Source organism: Phytohalomonas tamaricis (assembly GCF_003012345.1).
In the GTDB taxonomy this organism is placed as follows: Bacteria; Pseudomonadota; Gammaproteobacteria; order Pseudomonadales; family Halomonadaceae; genus Phytohalomonas; species Phytohalomonas tamaricis.
The window spans coordinates 946,516-962,982 of record NZ_PVRV01000020.1 but is presented as its reverse complement, the minus strand read 5'-3'; the positions used below and the strand labels follow the sequence as shown (position 1 = coordinate 962,982).

The following is a 16,467-nucleotide window of genomic DNA, read 5'->3' as shown; positions in this document are numbered from 1 at the left end:
GTTAGCATCGACTGCCGAAATTAACCTGTAAATGATGGTAACCGTTCATATCCTGCGAACCTCGATCGTACTCATTTATACGTTGGTACTGTTTTTATATGCTTCCCGCCTCCCGCCTCCCGCCTCCCGCCTCCCGCCTCCCGCCTCCCGCTTCCCGCTTCCCGCTCTTGTTGTGTCCCATCCAAGGCTTACGCACTGTTGGTATCGCGATATTACATAGCACAGGTGAATATGGGGCTATTGAGAATAAGCCCCGGATCACCACTGTGTATTGTAAGGAGGAATCAGGATGTGCGTACTTAAATATGGAGACTCTGACAAGGATGTACGCCGTCTACAGAAATTACTTATTGCCAACGGGTATGATGTAAAGCTTAACGGCGCTTTCAATGAGGAAACCGAGCGTGCCGTTGAAGTATTTCAAGAGGATCATCGACTGGTCTGCGATGGGGTGGTTGGGCCCAAGACATGGGCGGCACTGAGTGGTGCACCGCTACCCAAGACGCTGTGTCAACGTGATATCGAAAAGGCTGCCGCTTTATTGAGTGTAGAGGTACCTGTTATCCAGGCTGTCAATGCTGTGGAGTCGAGTGGTTGTGGCTTTCTTGACAGTGGCATGCCCAAGATACTCTATGAACGACATATCATGTACCGGCAGCTAAAGTCGCATGGCCAAAAAGCTGATGAGTGGGCGCGAGGTATCCCCGCGCTTGTCAGCACGTTACCTGGTGGTTATAGAGGCGGTGCTAATGAATGGATACGCTTGCGTGATGCGGAGAGGATTCATGAAAAGGCCGCGCGTGAATCGTGCAGTTGGGGCGCGTTTCAGATCATGGGATGGCACTGGTCGCGCTTGGGGTACAGCAGTATTGATGAATTTGTTGACTGCATGCGACGTAGTGAGGGGTACCATCTTGACGCTTTTGTTCGTTTTATCATGGCGGACCCTAACCTGACCCGAGCACTACGGCAGCATGACTGGGCGACATTCGCGCATGGCTATAACGGCAAGGATTATCGCAAGCATGCATACGACACCAAGCTTGCACTCGCTTACCAGCGCTATGCAGCCAAGGGTACGGGAGAGGCTCCCTTTTCGAAGCCGGTACAGGCGACATATTGAGGAGGCATTCTGCTGCTTGATAGGTGGTGCATCAATCATTACAAAACAATAACCCTGCTATAAGCAGGGTTATCATTGAAACAATAAGAACTTTTAAGAGCACATGCCGTTGCCACCATGGCGATGGCTACTACTAAACAGGGAAGACCAGAAGTTCTGCCAACCTGATTCCTCCTTGTGGTTATCATAGGCGTACGCGTTACCTGTAGAGAGCGTGAAAGCGATGCCTAGGGCCATGATGGTTTTCATGAGTGTGACCTCCAATATCATTATTTAGCTGCGTGAGCGGATGGAAGTCCGCGCGCTGATTTAAATGACTTGGAAGGATAAAAACTGTGCTGATTGGGAGTACAGCAGGATAGCTGGAACTCAATTGATGTGAAAAAGGTGCTATCGGCATAATAGTGATCACCAGGACCAATCTTTGCGCCTCGGTCCTGGGGTTTGCGCCTCGGTCCTGAGAATAGTAGGGCTATTTAACGGTGACTAGAGTTAGCTCGATCAGTAACGACGTCCGATCAATATGCCAGTAATCAGGCCCAGTGCTGTGCCGGCGCCAATGTAGGCCCAAGGCTTGCGATGTACATGATAATCGAGATCACGCAAGGAGTCCTCGGTGTACTCCCAGGCGCGATGACCTTCATGATCCAGATAATCGCCAGCTTTGCCTAATCTTTCGCGTGTCCCTTCTGTCAATTCGCTGAGACGGCGACGTCCGTATTTATCCTGATGACGTAGCTCCTTGCGAAATTCCTTGGCATAACGATCGCGCTTGGAAGAAAAAAGCCCAAACATAAGTAGCCCTCCTGACGGTATATGGCCTGCATGTGACCTTGCTATTCAAGTTTGCCTAAAAGCGGACAACCTAAATATCCACTCTAATAGAAGCAAGGCTCTAAACCGAGGTAAATATGAACCAGGAACAAATTGCAGGCATCTTTAATCAATATGGTTAACTTCTTGTCGGTTCCAAAAGCTGTCTAAGGCATAGATAAGGCGTGTGCTTCACTGCGCCATTCCCGGCAGGGACCATTAGCAGGATCAGTTTGGCGTACTTTCTCTGGTGGACGCGGCCTCGTCGGGCGTAATTAGACGCCAGTCACGGTTGTACATACATGTGTTGAATTCATGTTGTGCTGTGTCGCTCTGGGCGCTGGTGATGAGACCATCATTGGCAGCGGAGTGTGCATCGGCAGGCAATGTTTTGGGTAAGGCGCTGCGCTCGGTCAATTCGAGTTGCTGGCCGCATTCACGGCTATCTTTACGATATTGCTTAGCGTTGACGTTTTCCTTGCTCCAGCCACGCTGTGTGCTTGTACACCCTGCGCTGGATAGGAGAGCGATCGTGACAAGGACCGTAGCAATACATCGGCTGTGAATTCTCATTGCCGTTCCTCTTGGGAAGTGTGGCTTACCCGCTCGCATCCATCATGATGCTATTGCTCGTATGAGACTGGCAAGCCGGAAAAGATGACGGCATGCTGGCGACTTTACGGGCTCAAGGAAATGGCATGACACTGACTCACTGGATATCGCTTGCATTGGTCTGTGCGCTGGGGGCGCTGTCGCCTGGACCAAGCCTTGCCATGGTGGTTCGACACAGTGTTCACGGTGGGCGGCGAGCCGGAATCAGTGCTTCACTCAGTCATGCGCTTGGCGTCGGCATCTATGCCTTGCTGACCGTGTGGGGGCTAGGGGCGATCATTCAGCATCAGCCGTTGCTTTATCGTGGGATAACCTTGTTGGGTGCGCTTTACCTGGCATGGCTTGGCTACCAGGCACTGCGTACCAAAGGGGAAGTGATTGACGATGAGCCCACATCAGGCGATGTGGGCCGTGCGGTACGAAATGGCCTGCTTGTGGCGCTGGGTAATCCCAAGCTGATTCTGTTTTTCGTTGCCTTGCTCAGTCAGTTCGTTGAAACCGATATGACGTGGCTGGGCAAGGCACTGATTGTGTCAACGGCTATGATCATTGACGGCGCTTGGTACATGCTAGTCGTGATCTTATTGTCACAAACTCGTGTGCTTGACCTGTTACGCACGCAGGCGGTTTGGCTAGATCGGATTATGGGCATCTTATTGCTGGCACTCGCCTTCAGCGTCTTCATCGAGGCATTGGCCTGACAGGAGCGGGTAACGGGTCGCTCGTTACGACCAAGGCAGTTCAATGATAAGCCCTGTATATTACGCCTTATATATGAACACGTTTATTACGCTTACATGTATTACCCAACGCTTTTAATCATGACGCTTCCTGAACAGGCTGGGGTGCTGTCCCATGTGCTCAAAAGGCGTTTGCCTAGAATAAAAGAGGAGGACTAATGTCCCCAGGCCAGGAACTCATTCAGATTACTGATGCGAACAATCGTCCTTGCGGTGCGACTACGCGCGCACGAATGAGGCGGTTAAAGCTATGGCACCGCGCAACCTATATCTTCGTCAGCAATCGTCAGGGCCAACTGTGCGTACAGCGGCGCACCATGAGCAAGGACATCTTTCCCGGCGGTTTTGATCTCGCTGCTGGCGGTGTCGTCGATGCTGGAGAGGACATGCACAGTGGGGCGCGCCGTGAGCTAGGCGAGGAGTTGGGCATTTACGGCGTGCCGCTCAGGCACTGCTTCGATTTTCGCTACGTCGATGCCGATCTGCACGTTCATGGCGGCGTATTCATGGTCCGCTACGACGGGCCGCTGATACTGCAGGCGAGCGAGGTCGCTGGCATTGAATGGCTCAGCCCCGAACAGGTGCTGGGGCTGGATAACGTCACGCCCGACAGCCGCCGGGCGTTCGAACGTTTGCTCAAGGAAAGCTGGCTGGCATCTTCGCCTCCTTCCAAGGCGAGAGAACAAGTGTCAGCCATGTGACATATCGCGGGTGCCTGGGTCCTTGACGCTGCCAGCGGAGAAATCGAGCGCGTCCTCGACGTCGCGGGCGAGCCACAGTGGGCCGTCGAGGTCGACAATGCGGGCCTGGGCGGCGAGCGGCAACGCCGCACGCATCGCCACTGAGGTGCCGAGCATGCAGCCGACCATAAGCTCCAGCCCCAGCCGTCTGCTCTCTTCGATCATGGCAAGCCCTTCGGTGATTCCGCCGCATTTGTCGAGTTTGATGTTGATCATCTCGTAGCGCGTCGCCAGCCGTTCCAGATCGGCGCAGGTATGGCAGCTCTCGTCGGCACATAGCGGCACGGGATGGGCGAAGTCGGCCAATATTGCATCCTCTCCGGCCGGCAGCGGTTGTTCGATCATCTCAACGTTCAGCTTGGCCAACGCCGCGCAGTGTGCCGCGACGCTGTCGGCACGCCACGCCTCGTTGGCATCGATGATGATCCGTGTCTTGGGCGCGGTATCACGCACCGCGGTGACCCGCTCGATTATCTGCTCGTTGTCGAGCTTGACCTTGAGCAGGCGCGCGCCAGCGGCCAGGGCCTGCGTTGCGGCGGCGGCCATCTCGGCAGGTGAGGCAATGCCAATAGTGTGAGCGGTGACGATCTCACAGTTAGGATCGAGGCTGAGCTGCTGCCAGATGGTACGTCCCGAGATACGCGCTTCCAGCATCCACAGCGCACAGTCGACAGCGTTGCGCGCTGGGCCGGCCGGCAGCCGCTGCTGCAGTGCCTGGCGGTCGAGACCTTGTTCGATCTCGGCCGCGATAGCATCGAGTTCGGCGAGGATGGTGTCGATAGAGTGACCGTAACGCGGCGTTGGCTTGCATTCGCCGATGCCAACGTGACCGTCCTGCGTGATGCGCACCTGCACCACGTCGATCGAGGTACTTACGCCGCGGGCGATCACGAAGGGGCGCTCAAGTGGCCAGGTCTGGACGAGGCGTTCGAAATGGCGAGTCGGCGTCATCTCAGCGATCTCCTTGCGCATCGAGGGCGAGCAGGTGAGAGGCAACCTTCTCGATGCCGAAGCGTACCGGATCGGTGGCGGGCACGCCGAAGCGCCTCTCGAGTTCCTGCAGGAAGGTACGCGCTTCCTCCTCATTGGCGCTCGAGGTGTTGACCGAAAAGCCGGCGAGGCGCACAGCGGGATTAGTGACACGCGCGCAGGTCAGGTTGAGTTCGACGCAGGCATTGATATCGGGCACTGGAAAGTGCGACATGTGGCGCATGTGTGGACGACCCAGTTCGTGGCACATGATCAGATAGTCGGGCTGGGCGCCATGGATCAGGCCCATGCTGACGCCAGCGTAGGCGGGATTGAGTAGCGAGCCCTGGCCCTCGATGACGTCCCAGTGGTCGGTGTCGTTGGCGGGCGTGAGCTGCTCGACTGCACCGGAAATGAAGTCGGCGATCACCGCGTCGATGGCGATGCCTTCGCCAGCAATCATGATGCCGCTCTGGCCGGTGGCGCGAAAGTCGGCGTCGATGCCGCGCTTTTTGAGCTCCGCCTCCAACGCCAGCGCAGTGAACATCTTGCCCACCGAGCAGTCGGTGCCGACGCTGAGCACGCGCTTGCCGGGACGCCGCGCGCCGTTGCCCACCTCGAGCGGCGGATGGACGTGGCGCACGTCAAACAGCTCGACGCCCTTGCCGCGCGCTGCGGCGGCGATATCCTCGACGGCGCCGAGGCGCTGGTGCATGCCGCTGGCGACGTTCATGCCGTGGGCCACGGCCTCGCGCACGCTGTCGAGCCACTGTATAGGCAGCTTGCCGCCGGCGTTGGCGGTGCCGATCACCATCGTCCTGGCGCCGCGCGCCGCCGCCTCGGCGACGGTGAGATCGTCGAGGCCGAGGTCAGGCGTCTGAGCATCGAGGCGAAGCTGGCCGACGCACGCCTCGGGGCGCCAGGCGAGGATGCCGCGCGCCATCTTGACCGCGAGCGGGTCGCGCACGTCGCCGAGAAAGAGCAGGTAGGGCTGAGGAATCTGCATGGCGGTCTCCAGGAGTTGACGGGAATACTGGCGACAGTATCCCGCGGTGGCATGCGGAGGACGAATGCTTATCCATCGTAGCGTCATAACCTCAAGTTATGGCTGCTCAAGCATTGTCACCTCGGTAGATGCAAGCCGTTGGCATAGGATATCGCGAAACTGTTGAGCGGTATGTGACAGCGGTGAGTGGCGGGGATGGAGCAGCACAACGTCGAACGTCAGCGCAGGCACGAGCGGCACAACCTGCAAGCGCTCGCTATAGCGTGCCGCGGTGAAGGCATCGACGATGCCGACCCCGGCGCCGGCCAGCACCATGTCAGCAATCACCGAGTAGGTCTTGATCTGATAGTCACTCAACGTCGATAGCCCTGCGTCCGCCAAAGCGTGATGGAGAATCGTGCCGAGCGGGTCGTGGCGCTGCATCAACAGCAGATCGCGTTCGCGCAGCCAGGCTAGCGACACGGGGTAGGGCGCGGCCATGCCTTTGGGCACGAGTGCCACCATTGCTGCACGGCACAGCACGTCTTGCCGGATGCCGTCCGGAACCTGTTGAGCGAAGGCGAGGGCGACGTCCATGCGATAGTTGAGTAGATCGTCGCATAGCGTGGCGAAGTGCGACGTCACCAGCTCAAGGGTGAGCTTGGGCATGCGCACGCGCGCAGTGATCATCGCCTCCGGCATTACCGCCTGGCCGAGCGCGTGGGCAGCACCGATGCGCAGATGCTGGCCATCGCCGCGACGCAACCTGCGGGTCAGCTCGTCGATGGTGTCGAGCTGCTGCATCACCTGTTCGATTTCGGGCCACAGGCGCAGCGCTTCAGGGGTGGGAATCAGCCCCTGGCTGCGCCGTTCAAACAGTGCGAAACCGAGCTGCTGCTCGGCGTGGGCGAGTACGCGAGTGACGTTGGGTTGCGACACGTTCAGACGGCGCGAGGCGCTGCTGATGCTGCCGCTGCGCATGATGGCATGGAAGATTTCGATATGGCGCAGGTTCATGGCACGCTCGCTGCCGGACAGAATGCACTATTGTGCAGCGCGCACGGCGGCAATGCATTCACTCATCCGGATTGAGCACGGCGTGGAGAAACTCGCGGGTACGTTCTTCCTTCGGCGCGGTGAAGATTTCCTCCGGGGTGCCTTGTTCCTTGATCTTGCCCTTGTCGAAGAAGCAGACCCGATCGGAGAATTGGCGTGCGAAGTGCATCTCGTGGGTGACCATCAGCATGGTCAGATCATGCTTGGCGCCGATTGAGCGGATGACATTAAGCACTTCACCGACCAGCTCCGGGTCGAGGGCTGAGGTCGGCTCGTCGAACAGCATGATCTTGGGGCGCATCGCCAAGGCTCGGGCGATGCCGACACGCTGCTGCTGACCGCCGGAGAGCTGGCCGGGAAACTTGTCGGCATGCTCGTTCAGTCCGACCATTTCCAAGAGCTCCTCGGCACGGGCCGTGGCGTCCTGTTTGGATAGGCCCAGCACGCAGCGCGGCGCCTCGGTCAGGTTGCGCAGAACGCTCATGTGCGGAAATAGATTGAACTGCTGAAAGACCATACCCATCTGTTCGCGCATGCGACGAAGATGGGGCTCTCGCGCATCGACCAACTTGTTGCCGCTGCGCCGTTCGTGCCACAGCGGGTCGCCGCCGACATAGACCACGCCACCGTTGATCTTTTCCAATGTCATCAGGATACGCAGCACCGTCGATTTGCCCGAGCCGGACGGACCGATAATAGTGACCTTCTCGCCTTGCCCGACCTCGAAGTCCAGCTCGTCGAGCACCGTTACCTTGCCGAAGCGCTTGGTAACCTTGTCGAATTTGATGATCGGATCTTTCATGTCGTTGCCCTTCGCAATTGTTGTATTGGCCGCTACTTGAGCGGCAGCCCATGCTTGGGCAGGCGCGTGTCGAGATAGCGCACGCCATAGGAGGCGATCAAGGTCATGATCAGATAGAGCCCACCGACCATCGACAGCGGAATCAGGTAGTTGAATGTGCGGTCACCGATGATCTTGGCGACGTTAAGCATCTCAAGTACGGTAACCACCGACAGCACCGGCACGTCTTTCATGATCGAAACCAGATAGTTGCCGAGCGCCGGCACGATACGCGGGATCGCCTGGGGCAGGATGATGTGGGTGAAGGTGCGCGTCGGCGACAGGCTCAAGGCGCGCGCTGCCTCGCGCTGGCCACGGGCCACTGCCTCCAGCCCGCCGCGGTAGACTTCGGAGGTATAAGCGCTGTACTGCAGGCCGAGGGCCAGTGCGCCGGTCAAGAAGGCGGGGAAGACCAGACCGTAGTCCGGCAGCACGTAATAGAGGAAGAACAGCTGAACCAGCAGTGGCGTATCACGAAGGAACTCGGTGACGAGCTTGGCCGGCCAGGCAATGAAGCGCGTCGGGGCGCCTTTCAGCGCGGCGAGAACGAGGCCGAAGATCAGTGCGATGATGAAACCGAGTACGGTCGCCTGGATGGTAACCCACAGTCCATGCAGCAAAATCGGCAGGATCGAGACGGCAAAGGCCCAGCCGCCGCTGGTATCCCATTCAATTCCAAACAGCATCGCTTATCTCCTTACCATGCGCCACTGGCCGACGTAGCGTTCGAGCAGCTTCATCAGCGCGGTAACGACCAGTGCCATGCCGAAATACATGAGCAGCACCAGCGTATAGACGGTGGTGCTGTCCTGGGTGAAATTCCTGATCTGTTCAGCGCGGAAGGCGAGATCGCCGAGACTAATCAGCGATACCAGCGCGGTGTCCTTGAGGTTCTGAACGGCCAAGTTGCCGAAGGTCGGCATCATCTCGGGGATAGCCTGGGGCAGGCTGATACGCCACAACACCTGGCGCGGGGTGAAGTTGAGCGCCTTGGCGGCCTCGTACTGGCTGTGCGGCACGGACTGGATCGCCCCGCGCACTACCTCCGCGCCGTAAGCGCCAATGTTGAGCGCCAGCGCCATGACGCCTGCGGTGACCGGTGCCAGACGCAGGTCGATGCCCAGCGCGTCACCGGCCACGGGCAGGGCGAAATAGAGCCAGAACAGCTGTACCAGCAGTGAAGTGCCGCGAAAGATTTCGATATAGGCGACGCTTACGCTCTTGATCAGCACATTAGGTGAAAGCTTGCCGATACCAAACAGAAAGGCGAACAGGCCGCCGAGCAGGGTGGAATAAACGGTCAGTTCAACCGTCACCCACGCCCCTTGCATCAGCGGGCCTACATAGCTTGTCCATTCCATGTCAGGCTCCACGTAACCAGACGTTCGCGTAGAAGCCGCGACCGGGTGGGCCCCGGAGCGCAGCGATCAAACCGGCGCAATGATGTCACGCCTGCGCAAATGCAGGCGTGAGATGATCATGCGCGACGCCTCATTGTGACGCGGAGCAGAGCTCTTCGGTGCTGTGCGCAGTAGAGCCTTGGATATCGGCTTCGGTGAAACCGTACTGGTTTAAGGTTTGCTGCCATTCATCGCTTTGCTTGTATTCGGCCAGCTGTTCATTGACGGCGTCGCGCAGCGATGCGGAGTCCTGGTTGAAGGTAAAGGCGCCCCAGCTGCGCACTTCCTCGCCATTAACGATAGGATCCTTGAAGTTGTGCACGACATCGACGCTCTTGCCTTTCTCGGCCAACTCGCTGGCGGTCAGACTGGTGGCGGCATAAGCATCTGCGCGGCCGGTGGCGACAGTAGAAATGGCATCGGCATTACTGGAGAGGGTGACGATACGCGATTCAGGTACGCCGAGCGCCTGAAGCATCTCTAACTGATCGGCACCGGCCATGATGGCGACCTTGATGTCATCGCGCTTGGCGAAATCCTCGAACGCGTGGATATCCTTGGGATTGCCTTGCTTGACTAGCAAGCCTTCGCCATAGGAGGAGTTGGGTTCGGAAAAAAGTACTTGTTTGCAGCGGTCGGGCAGCACCGCCATTTCAGCGGCAACCATATCAAAGCGATTGGCTTGCAGGCCTGGAATCAGTGAGCTGAAATTCGTGGTGACCCATTCGATATTATCGATCCCGAGTTCTTCAGCGATATGTTTGGCCACGTCGGGGCCAGCGCCCTTGGCTTCGCCGCTCATGTCGGTGTAACCATAGGGAATTTCGTTGGCGATGGCGATACGCAGCGTGCCGCGCTGCTTGACCTCATCCAGGGTAACGGCATGGGCAGCATTTGCTGCAAGGCAGGAAAGCAACGTGGTTGCCAGCAAGGTAGAGGTGTTTTTTTTGAACTTGTCGAGCATGGGTGAGTCCTTTTAATTGTGTTGTAGCCTTCACATCAACGCTTGTATCAGCATGCCAGAGCACCAGGTTATGAGCATTGATAAACTCCCTATAAACATACGTTATTCTTTTGTGGTGTTTCAATAAACTTACTGTGCTCTATAGGCTGCTGTTGAAGAGCGACTCATTCTCGCAGTCTACCCTTATCCTCCTGCTGGCGAAGGTATCGAGCGTTCAGCTCGTTAGTATGTGTTATGGTAAATATCGAAGCAGTACTGCATAGCTTCCCGCCGCGAAGCATGACACGCTGCATAACAATTCTTCCTTTATAAGATATCGATCACGCACCGATCATGCAGATTTACGCTCAGGACTGCCGGATGTTGACCGGCGAACCGTTCAATCTCCGTGCGCTACGCGGCCAAGTGTTGTTGATCGTTAACGTGGCCAGCCGCTGTCGCTTCACACCGCAACTTGCTGAACTCGATCAGCTTTATCGTCGCTACCGTGATCAGGGGTTTACGGTGCTTGCCTTTCCCTGCAACCAGTTCGCGCATCAGGCGCCAGAGGAGGGTGAGGCGTTCGAGTCCTTCTGTTCACGCAGCTATAACACCACTTTTCCGTTGATGGAGAAGGTCAAGGTCAACGGTGCGCACGCTCATCCGCTGTTCAGGCTGTTGCGTCAGCAGGCCCCGGGTATGCTGGGGTCGACGCCTATCAAGTGGAACTTCACCAAGTTCCTGGTAGGACGTGATGGCCAGGTCATTCGACGGTTCGGCCCCTCGGTACCCGCAGCTCGAATGGAAGAGGCCATCAAGCTGGCGCTAGATATCCCCTTTTCTGCCTGACATAATCCTCCCTCAAAGCAAAACAGCCGTCTTAAACAAGAAGTTAAGCCGTTAATGTGCCATGCAACGCAACTCATGGTGCAATAGTTTTCCTTTGGTCTTGGTGGCCATCATTTAATATGGATCATGGCTCATGGATAAGACGTCATGTGGCTGCGCCGTTGTGGATCGTTGCGTTCTTAGCTAGGTTGAAGTGGTTGTCTAATCTGGAGATCAACGCCCCGGCCAGTCTGGCTTTCAGCGTCTTGGACGGATACAAGCGTGTATGCTCATGCCTGATGGTGTCCACTACGGAACTGGTGTGACTTTAGGGATGAAACGTTAAATCGAAGAACAGGGAGATACCATTGTGGCGTTGATGAAGCTTTTCAGATGGCTTCGGCTAATGCCGTTCATCATGGTCTTTTGCATGGTGACCGGAGCGGTACAGGCTGCCCCGGGGGATGCGGCGCCGAGTGAATCGGCCGAGAGTGCACCCTACGCGACGCTGGCGGATATTCTTGAAAATGAGCAGAGTCGCAATCAGTTGATCGGCGAGTTGCGGCGCATTGCGCAGGGCGAGGCGCCAACGCCCGAGCAGGCCGGCGATCAAAGTGGCGCCAATGCCGATGCCACCGCACCTGCTGAAAGTGGCATGACTGTATCGCTGCCCCGGCAGATTGCCGATGTCACTCAGGAATTCGCTGAAGGACTGGCAGGTAAGGTCACCGCCGCGATTGCGACGGTTCAAGCCTTAGGTAACGGTGCCTCTAGCAGCCCCGGTTTCGATAGCGATGCGTTCATTGATACGTTGATTGGACTGGCACTGGTGGTCGTTGCGACCGTTGCAGCCTTCTTTATTCTACGCAAGCTCATCACGCCCTTGTTTGCCAAGTTCGATGGCTGGGTCTACAGCGAAGATGGTGCCACTACGTTGTTGAGACGCTGCCTTGCCGTCATCGGTGCCTTGATTCTTGATGTCGTGGCGATCTTGCTGGCGTGTGTTATCGGTTATGCGGTGGGCCTGTTTGGCGCTGGCAATACCGGTTCCATCGGTACCTATCAGTCGCTGTTTATCAATGCTTTTGCGCTGGTGGAAGCCATCAAGGCATTGATCCGTATGGTGTTTGCAACGCGTTATCAGCATCTGCGCTTGTTCGCGATGCCTGATGATGTCGCTTCCTACTGGAATCGTTGGTTGGCACGCATCGTGGGTATCATCGGCTACGGCATGATGGTCGTCGTACCGGTGCTCAATGCCACGCTGTCGACGGCGCTCGGCCAGTTGGTGGGGTTGCTGATCATGGTCGGCACCTACATCTATGCGGTGCGCGTGATTTTGAAAAACCGTACGTCAATTCGTGACCGTCTCCATGAGCGCGCTGCGCAGTCATCCGCTGGTTTCTTTGGTGTCCTGATCCGCATTCTGGCGAAAACCTGGCATCTGATTGCTATCGCCTATTTCACTATCCTGCTGGTGGTTAGCCAGGTCGAACCCGATCAGGCATTGCCATATATGGTTAGGGCCACAGTGCAAAGCCTGGTCGCCATTGCTGTCGGCTTATTGGTATCCAGCGCAATTACGCAACTGTTGGAGAAAAAGCTGCATCTCTCGGCGGATCTCAATCGCCGCCTGCCGCTGCTGGAGAAACGGCTGAACTCTTATATTCCAGCTGCTCTCAAGACGATTCGCGCTCTGTTGCTGATTGCGGTGGCACTAGTGGTGCTCGATGCCTGGCAAGCCTTCGATCTCACCGGCTGGCTCACCTCTGAAAGCGGCAAACATATTATTGCCATGATTGTCCATGTGGCGATTATCTTGTTCTTTTCTGCACTGATCTGGACGGTTTCGGCCAGCATCATCGAGCATCGATTGAGTCCGGATACCGGTCGTGGTGCACCGAGCGCACGTGAAAAGACTCTGCTGTCACTGTTCCGTAATGCATTGATTATCGTGATCTCGACGTTGACGATCATGATTGTGCTGTCGCAGATCGGTATCAATATCGGGCCGCTGATCGCCGGTGCGGGCGTGCTGGGTCTGGCGATCGGCTTCGGGGCGCAGAAGCTGGTTCAGGACATCATTACCGGCGTATTCATTCAGCTTGAAAACGCGATGAACACTGGCGATGTTGTCGGCGTTGCAGGGATTACCGGGACGGCGGAAAAACTGACGATCCGCTCGGTCGGCATTCGTGATCTGTCCGGTACCTACCATGTGATTCCGTTTTCATCTGTCGATACGGTATCGAATTACATGCGCGATTTTGCTTACCACGTCGGCGAATACGGTATTTCCTACCGCGAGAACGTCGATGATGCTATCGAGCATCTGCACGCTGCCTTCGAGGAGCTCAAGCAAGATCCGGTGGCCGGTGAAGGTATCCTCGAGGATATGACGGTGCCTGGCGTGACCGCGCTGGCTGACAGTTCAGTCAACATCCGCATCATGATCAAGACCAAGCCGGGCTCGCAGTGGGCCACGGGCCGTGCCTTCAATCGATTGGTCAAGAAGCACTTTGATGCCGCCGGCATCGAGATTCCGTTCCCGCATCTCACCATGTACTTCGGCGAGGACAAGAACGGCAATGCACCGCCCGCCAACATTCGCATGCTCCATGCGCGCGAGGTCATCGAAGGAGAGACGAGTACGCCTGATCAATCGGCCACGGCTGATAATGACAAGCTCAGTGATCAGACCCCGGCACATGAACCGGGCAAGACCTTAACCGGGCGCAACACCATGCCCGATCATGACAATGATGAAGGCGATAGCGAGGGCGTCGAGCGATAACTGCTTGCTGCTTCTCACGCTAACAACGGGGCGCCTCGGTGCCCCGTTTTTTATGGGCAGGACTTGTACATGTGACTTCTTGAGGGTTCAGTTCAGTCGATGGCGTGGCCGCGCCGGGCCAGAACCAATTCCATCAGTGTGCCCCAGCGATGACGCGTCATCATGGTGGTCAATCCGGAAAACAACAGCCATAGACGTCTGCGCCACGGCGTCAGTCGCTTACAGTGGCCGACCAGCTGCGGCAGGATGGTATCTTCGTCGAAATTTCGCCAGCCGCCGACCATTGATGCCTGGTATTTGGCAAGTACCGGAGAGAGCTCAAGCCGGTAGATCCATTCGAGCTGCTTTGCTGTCAGGTCATGCCGGTCGATTTCATCGGCCATACGAACATAGTCTTTTTCGCTGGGCTCGCGGTCGAGCCACAATGGCGCTAATGCAAGCCACAGCTCACGACGCGCGGCGATGATTGTTTCGGTATCGGTCATGGTGTTGAGTTGCCAAGTAGTGTTCAAAATCCGTTGATCGCTTATGCGCTCAACCAGAGACATCGTACAAGTACGAGAGTGGATGGGAGTAAAGGCGGACAGCCCGCCTATCTGCCGCTAAAATAACCCTCAACGGTGGTCGGCTCAACGACCATGGTGCCGTCCCGGACGGCCTGCCCATTCGATTCATTACCTTAAACAAAGAGGTTAGACGTGGTCATTCACCCCAAGGTTCGCGGTTTTATTTGTACAACGACGCATCCGGTCGGTTGCGAGAAAAATGTGCTCGAACAGATCGAGGCGACGCGGGCCAATGGCGTGCGCGAAGATGGGCCCAAAAAGGTGCTCGTGATCGGGGCGTCCAGCGGCTACGGCTTGGCGGCACGGGTCACGGCGGCCTTCGGTTACGGCGCCGACACGCTTGGGGTGTTCTTCGAGAAGCCGAGCAGTGAAAAAAAAACCGGTACGGCAGGATGGTACAACTCGGCGGCGTTTGACAAGTTTGCCAAGGCTGAAGGGCTCTACAGCAAATCGATCAATGGCGATGCGTTTTCCCATGAAGCGCGTGCCAAGGCGATCGAACTGATCAAGCAGGACATGGGCGGGCAAATAGACCTGGTGGTCTATTCACTGGCTTCACCGGTGCGCAAGCTGCCCGATTCCGGAGAGGTAGTACGTTCAGCACTCAAGCCGATCGGCGAGACCTACCGTGCTACCGCAATCGATACCAATAAAGACCAAATTATCGAGGCTGAAGTCGAGCCTGCGACGCAGGAAGAGATCGATAACACCATCACGGTAATGGGCGGTGAAGACTGGGAACTCTGGATCGACGCACTTGATCAGGCCGGCGTACTTGCTGATGGCGCCAAGTCGGTGGCGTTCAGCTACATCGGTACCGAGATTACCTGGCCGATCTACTGGCACGGTGCGCTGGGCAAGGCGAAGGAAGATCTCGATCGCGCCGCGCATGAGATTGATCAGCGCCTCAAGGCCAAGGGTGGCAGCGCCAACGTCGCAGTACTCAAGTCGGTGGTGACTCAGGCCAGTGCGGCGATTCCGGTCATGCCGCTCTATATCGCGATGGTTTATCGCATCATGAAAGAGCAGGGGCTGCATGAAGGCACGATCGATCAGCTCAACCGACTCTACCGTGATCGTCTCTACAGCGGCCAGCCGCCTGAGACCGACGACGCCGGACGTTTGCGTCTCGACGATTGGGAACTACGTGATGATGTCCAGCAGGCATGCAAGGATCTGTGGCCGCAGGTGACGACCGAGAATCTGTTTGAGATTACCGACTACGCCGGCTACAAGCATGAATTCCTCAAGTTGTTCGGCTTCGAGCGCAGCGATGTCGATTACGATGCTGACGTCAACCCTGATGTCAAATTCGATGTGGTCGAGCTGTAAATCCACCGAAGCAAGGTAATCTCATGATCTATCGTACGCCTTGGGCCGCTGTGTCGCTATTGATGCTGCTAGTGCTGACGGGCTGTCAAAGCGCCTATTACGACACGCTGGAGCAGGTGGGTGTTCATAAGCGCGATATCATGACTGATCGGGTCGAGCGAGCGCGCGATTCGCAGCAGGCCGCTGATGAGCAGTTTGCCTCGGCACTGGAGCGCTATCGCAGCGTTGTCAATGTGCCGGAAAGCGAGCTGTCGCGCACCTATGATCAGCTCAATGATGATTATGAAGACAGTCAGCAGGCAGCCGACTTAGTCAGCCAGCGCATTGATGCTATCGAGAGTGTCGCCGATGCCCTGTTTGATGAATGGGAGGATGAGCTCGACGAGTATCAGAATGCATCGTACCGACGCCAGAGCGCCGAGGAGTTGCGCGTCACGCGCCAGCGTTACAGTGACATGCTCAAGGCGATGCGCGCAGCGGAGGACAGCATGGCGCCGGTGCTGACAGCGATGCATGACAATGTGCTGTTTCTCAAGCACAACCTCAATGCGCGGGCAATCGGTGCGCTCAAGGGTGAAGTCAGTACGCTGGAAAGTGACGTTGCACAGCTTCGCCAACGCATGCAGACCGCGATTGAGCGCTCCAATGCCTTCATACAAGCGATGCCGGCCTCAGCTGATTCTTGAGACGCGTATTCTATATCATCCGTTCTACCCCCTCTCACG

General features: G+C 56.9%; 17 protein-coding genes. 7 read left to right on the top strand and 10 right to left on the bottom strand.

Translation table 11 applies throughout. From position 1 onward, the window contains the following. The first annotated feature begins 289 nt into the window (after window positions 1-289). Entirely contained in the window at window positions 290-1,123 is an 834-nt protein-coding gene (locus C3Z11_RS09840; protein ID WP_106477723.1) for an N-acetylmuramidase domain-containing protein, read from the top strand. A 501-nt stretch (window positions 1,124-1,624) separates the two neighbouring features. Here C3Z11_RS09840 and C3Z11_RS09835 read toward each other — a convergent pair. Then, complete coding sequence (locus tag C3Z11_RS09835; RefSeq protein ID WP_106477722.1) at window positions 1,625-1,918, bottom strand: DUF883 family protein; 294 nt, start codon at window positions 1,916-1,918, stop codon at window positions 1,625-1,627. Window positions 1,919-2,164: 246 nt separating this feature from the next. Continuing rightward, entirely contained in the window at window positions 2,165-2,509 is a 345-nt protein-coding gene (locus C3Z11_RS09830; protein WP_106477721.1) for a hypothetical protein, read from the bottom strand. A gap of 125 nt (window positions 2,510-2,634) precedes the next feature. Between C3Z11_RS09830 and C3Z11_RS09825 the strand changes: the two genes are divergently transcribed. Next, a complete protein-coding gene (locus C3Z11_RS09825; RefSeq protein ID WP_106477720.1) occupies window positions 2,635-3,249 on the top strand; it encodes a LysE family translocator in 615 nt (204 codons plus the stop codon). Window positions 3,250-3,446: 197 nt separating this feature from the next. Continuing rightward, complete coding sequence (locus tag C3Z11_RS09820; protein WP_106477719.1) at window positions 3,447-3,989, top strand: NUDIX hydrolase; 543 nt, start codon at window positions 3,447-3,449, stop codon at window positions 3,987-3,989. Here C3Z11_RS09820 and dgcA read toward each other — a convergent pair. The 7 genes from dgcA to ehuB form a co-directional block, all read right to left on the bottom strand. Then, window positions 3,978-4,979, bottom strand: coding sequence for an N-acetyl-D-Glu racemase DgcA (dgcA, locus tag C3Z11_RS09815; protein ID WP_106477718.1), 1,002 nt, complete (start codon window positions 4,977-4,979; stop codon window positions 3,978-3,980). The genes C3Z11_RS09820 and dgcA overlap by 12 nt on opposite strands. 1 nt (window position 4,980) lies before the next feature. Beyond that, a complete protein-coding gene (dgcN, locus tag C3Z11_RS09810) occupies window positions 4,981-6,003 on the bottom strand; it encodes an N-acetyltransferase DgcN (protein WP_106477717.1) in 1,023 nt (340 codons plus the stop codon). Between the two features lie 96 nt (window positions 6,004-6,099). Continuing rightward, window positions 6,100-6,999 carry a LysR family transcriptional regulator gene (locus C3Z11_RS09805; RefSeq protein WP_106477716.1) on the bottom strand — a complete coding sequence of 300 codons (900 nt, stop codon included), beginning with the start codon at window positions 6,997-6,999 and terminating at the stop codon, window positions 6,100-6,102. 58 nt (window positions 7,000-7,057) lie between these two features. Beyond that, window positions 7,058-7,840, bottom strand: a complete 783-nt coding sequence (ehuA, locus tag C3Z11_RS09800) for an ectoine/hydroxyectoine ABC transporter ATP-binding protein EhuA (protein ID WP_106477715.1) — start codon at window positions 7,838-7,840, stop codon at window positions 7,058-7,060. 32 nt (window positions 7,841-7,872) lie between these two features. After that, the gene (gene ehuD / locus C3Z11_RS09795) at window positions 7,873-8,565 is read right to left on the bottom strand and encodes an ectoine/hydroxyectoine ABC transporter permease subunit EhuD (RefSeq protein WP_106477714.1); all 693 of its coding nucleotides are present in this window, start codon (window positions 8,563-8,565) and stop codon (window positions 7,873-7,875) included. A 3-nt stretch (window positions 8,566-8,568) separates the two neighbouring features. Then, window positions 8,569-9,240 carry an ectoine/hydroxyectoine ABC transporter permease subunit EhuC gene (ehuC, locus tag C3Z11_RS09790; RefSeq protein WP_106477713.1) on the bottom strand — a complete coding sequence of 224 codons (672 nt, stop codon included), beginning with the start codon at window positions 9,238-9,240 and terminating at the stop codon, window positions 8,569-8,571. Window positions 9,241-9,370: 130 nt separating this feature from the next. Next, window positions 9,371-10,243 carry an ectoine/hydroxyectoine ABC transporter substrate-binding protein EhuB gene (ehuB, locus tag C3Z11_RS09785; RefSeq protein WP_106477712.1) on the bottom strand — a complete coding sequence of 291 codons (873 nt, stop codon included), beginning with the start codon at window positions 10,241-10,243 and terminating at the stop codon, window positions 9,371-9,373. Window positions 10,244-10,576: 333 nt separating this feature from the next. On the opposite strand from ehuB, the gene C3Z11_RS09780 reads away from it, so the two are divergent. Together C3Z11_RS09780 and ybiO are read left to right on the top strand one after the other, a co-directional pair. Continuing rightward, entirely contained in the window at window positions 10,577-11,071 is a 495-nt protein-coding gene (locus C3Z11_RS09780) for a glutathione peroxidase (RefSeq protein ID WP_106477711.1), read from the top strand. Between the two features lie 358 nt (window positions 11,072-11,429). Then, window positions 11,430-13,844 (top strand): mechanosensitive channel protein, encoded by a 2,415-nt coding sequence (ybiO, locus tag C3Z11_RS09775; protein ID WP_262927324.1) that lies wholly within the window; start codon window positions 11,430-11,432, stop codon window positions 13,842-13,844. 92 nt (window positions 13,845-13,936) lie between these two features. Here ybiO and C3Z11_RS09770 read toward each other — a convergent pair whose 3' ends face one another. Continuing rightward, on the bottom strand, window positions 13,937-14,329 hold the full coding sequence (locus tag C3Z11_RS09770) for a DUF7079 family protein (protein WP_106477710.1): 393 nt from the start codon (window positions 14,327-14,329) through the stop codon (window positions 13,937-13,939). A gap of 213 nt (window positions 14,330-14,542) precedes the next feature. Here C3Z11_RS09770 and fabV point away from each other — a divergent pair, with 213 nt between their 5' ends. Next, the gene (gene fabV / locus C3Z11_RS09765) at window positions 14,543-15,742 is read left to right on the top strand and encodes an enoyl-ACP reductase FabV (protein WP_106477709.1); all 1,200 of its coding nucleotides are present in this window, start codon (window positions 14,543-14,545) and stop codon (window positions 15,740-15,742) included. Between the two features lie 23 nt (window positions 15,743-15,765). Continuing rightward, complete coding sequence (locus tag C3Z11_RS09760; RefSeq protein ID WP_106477708.1) at window positions 15,766-16,428, top strand: DUF2959 domain-containing protein; 663 nt, start codon at window positions 15,766-15,768, stop codon at window positions 16,426-16,428. Window positions 16,429-16,467: the final 39 nt, after the last annotated feature.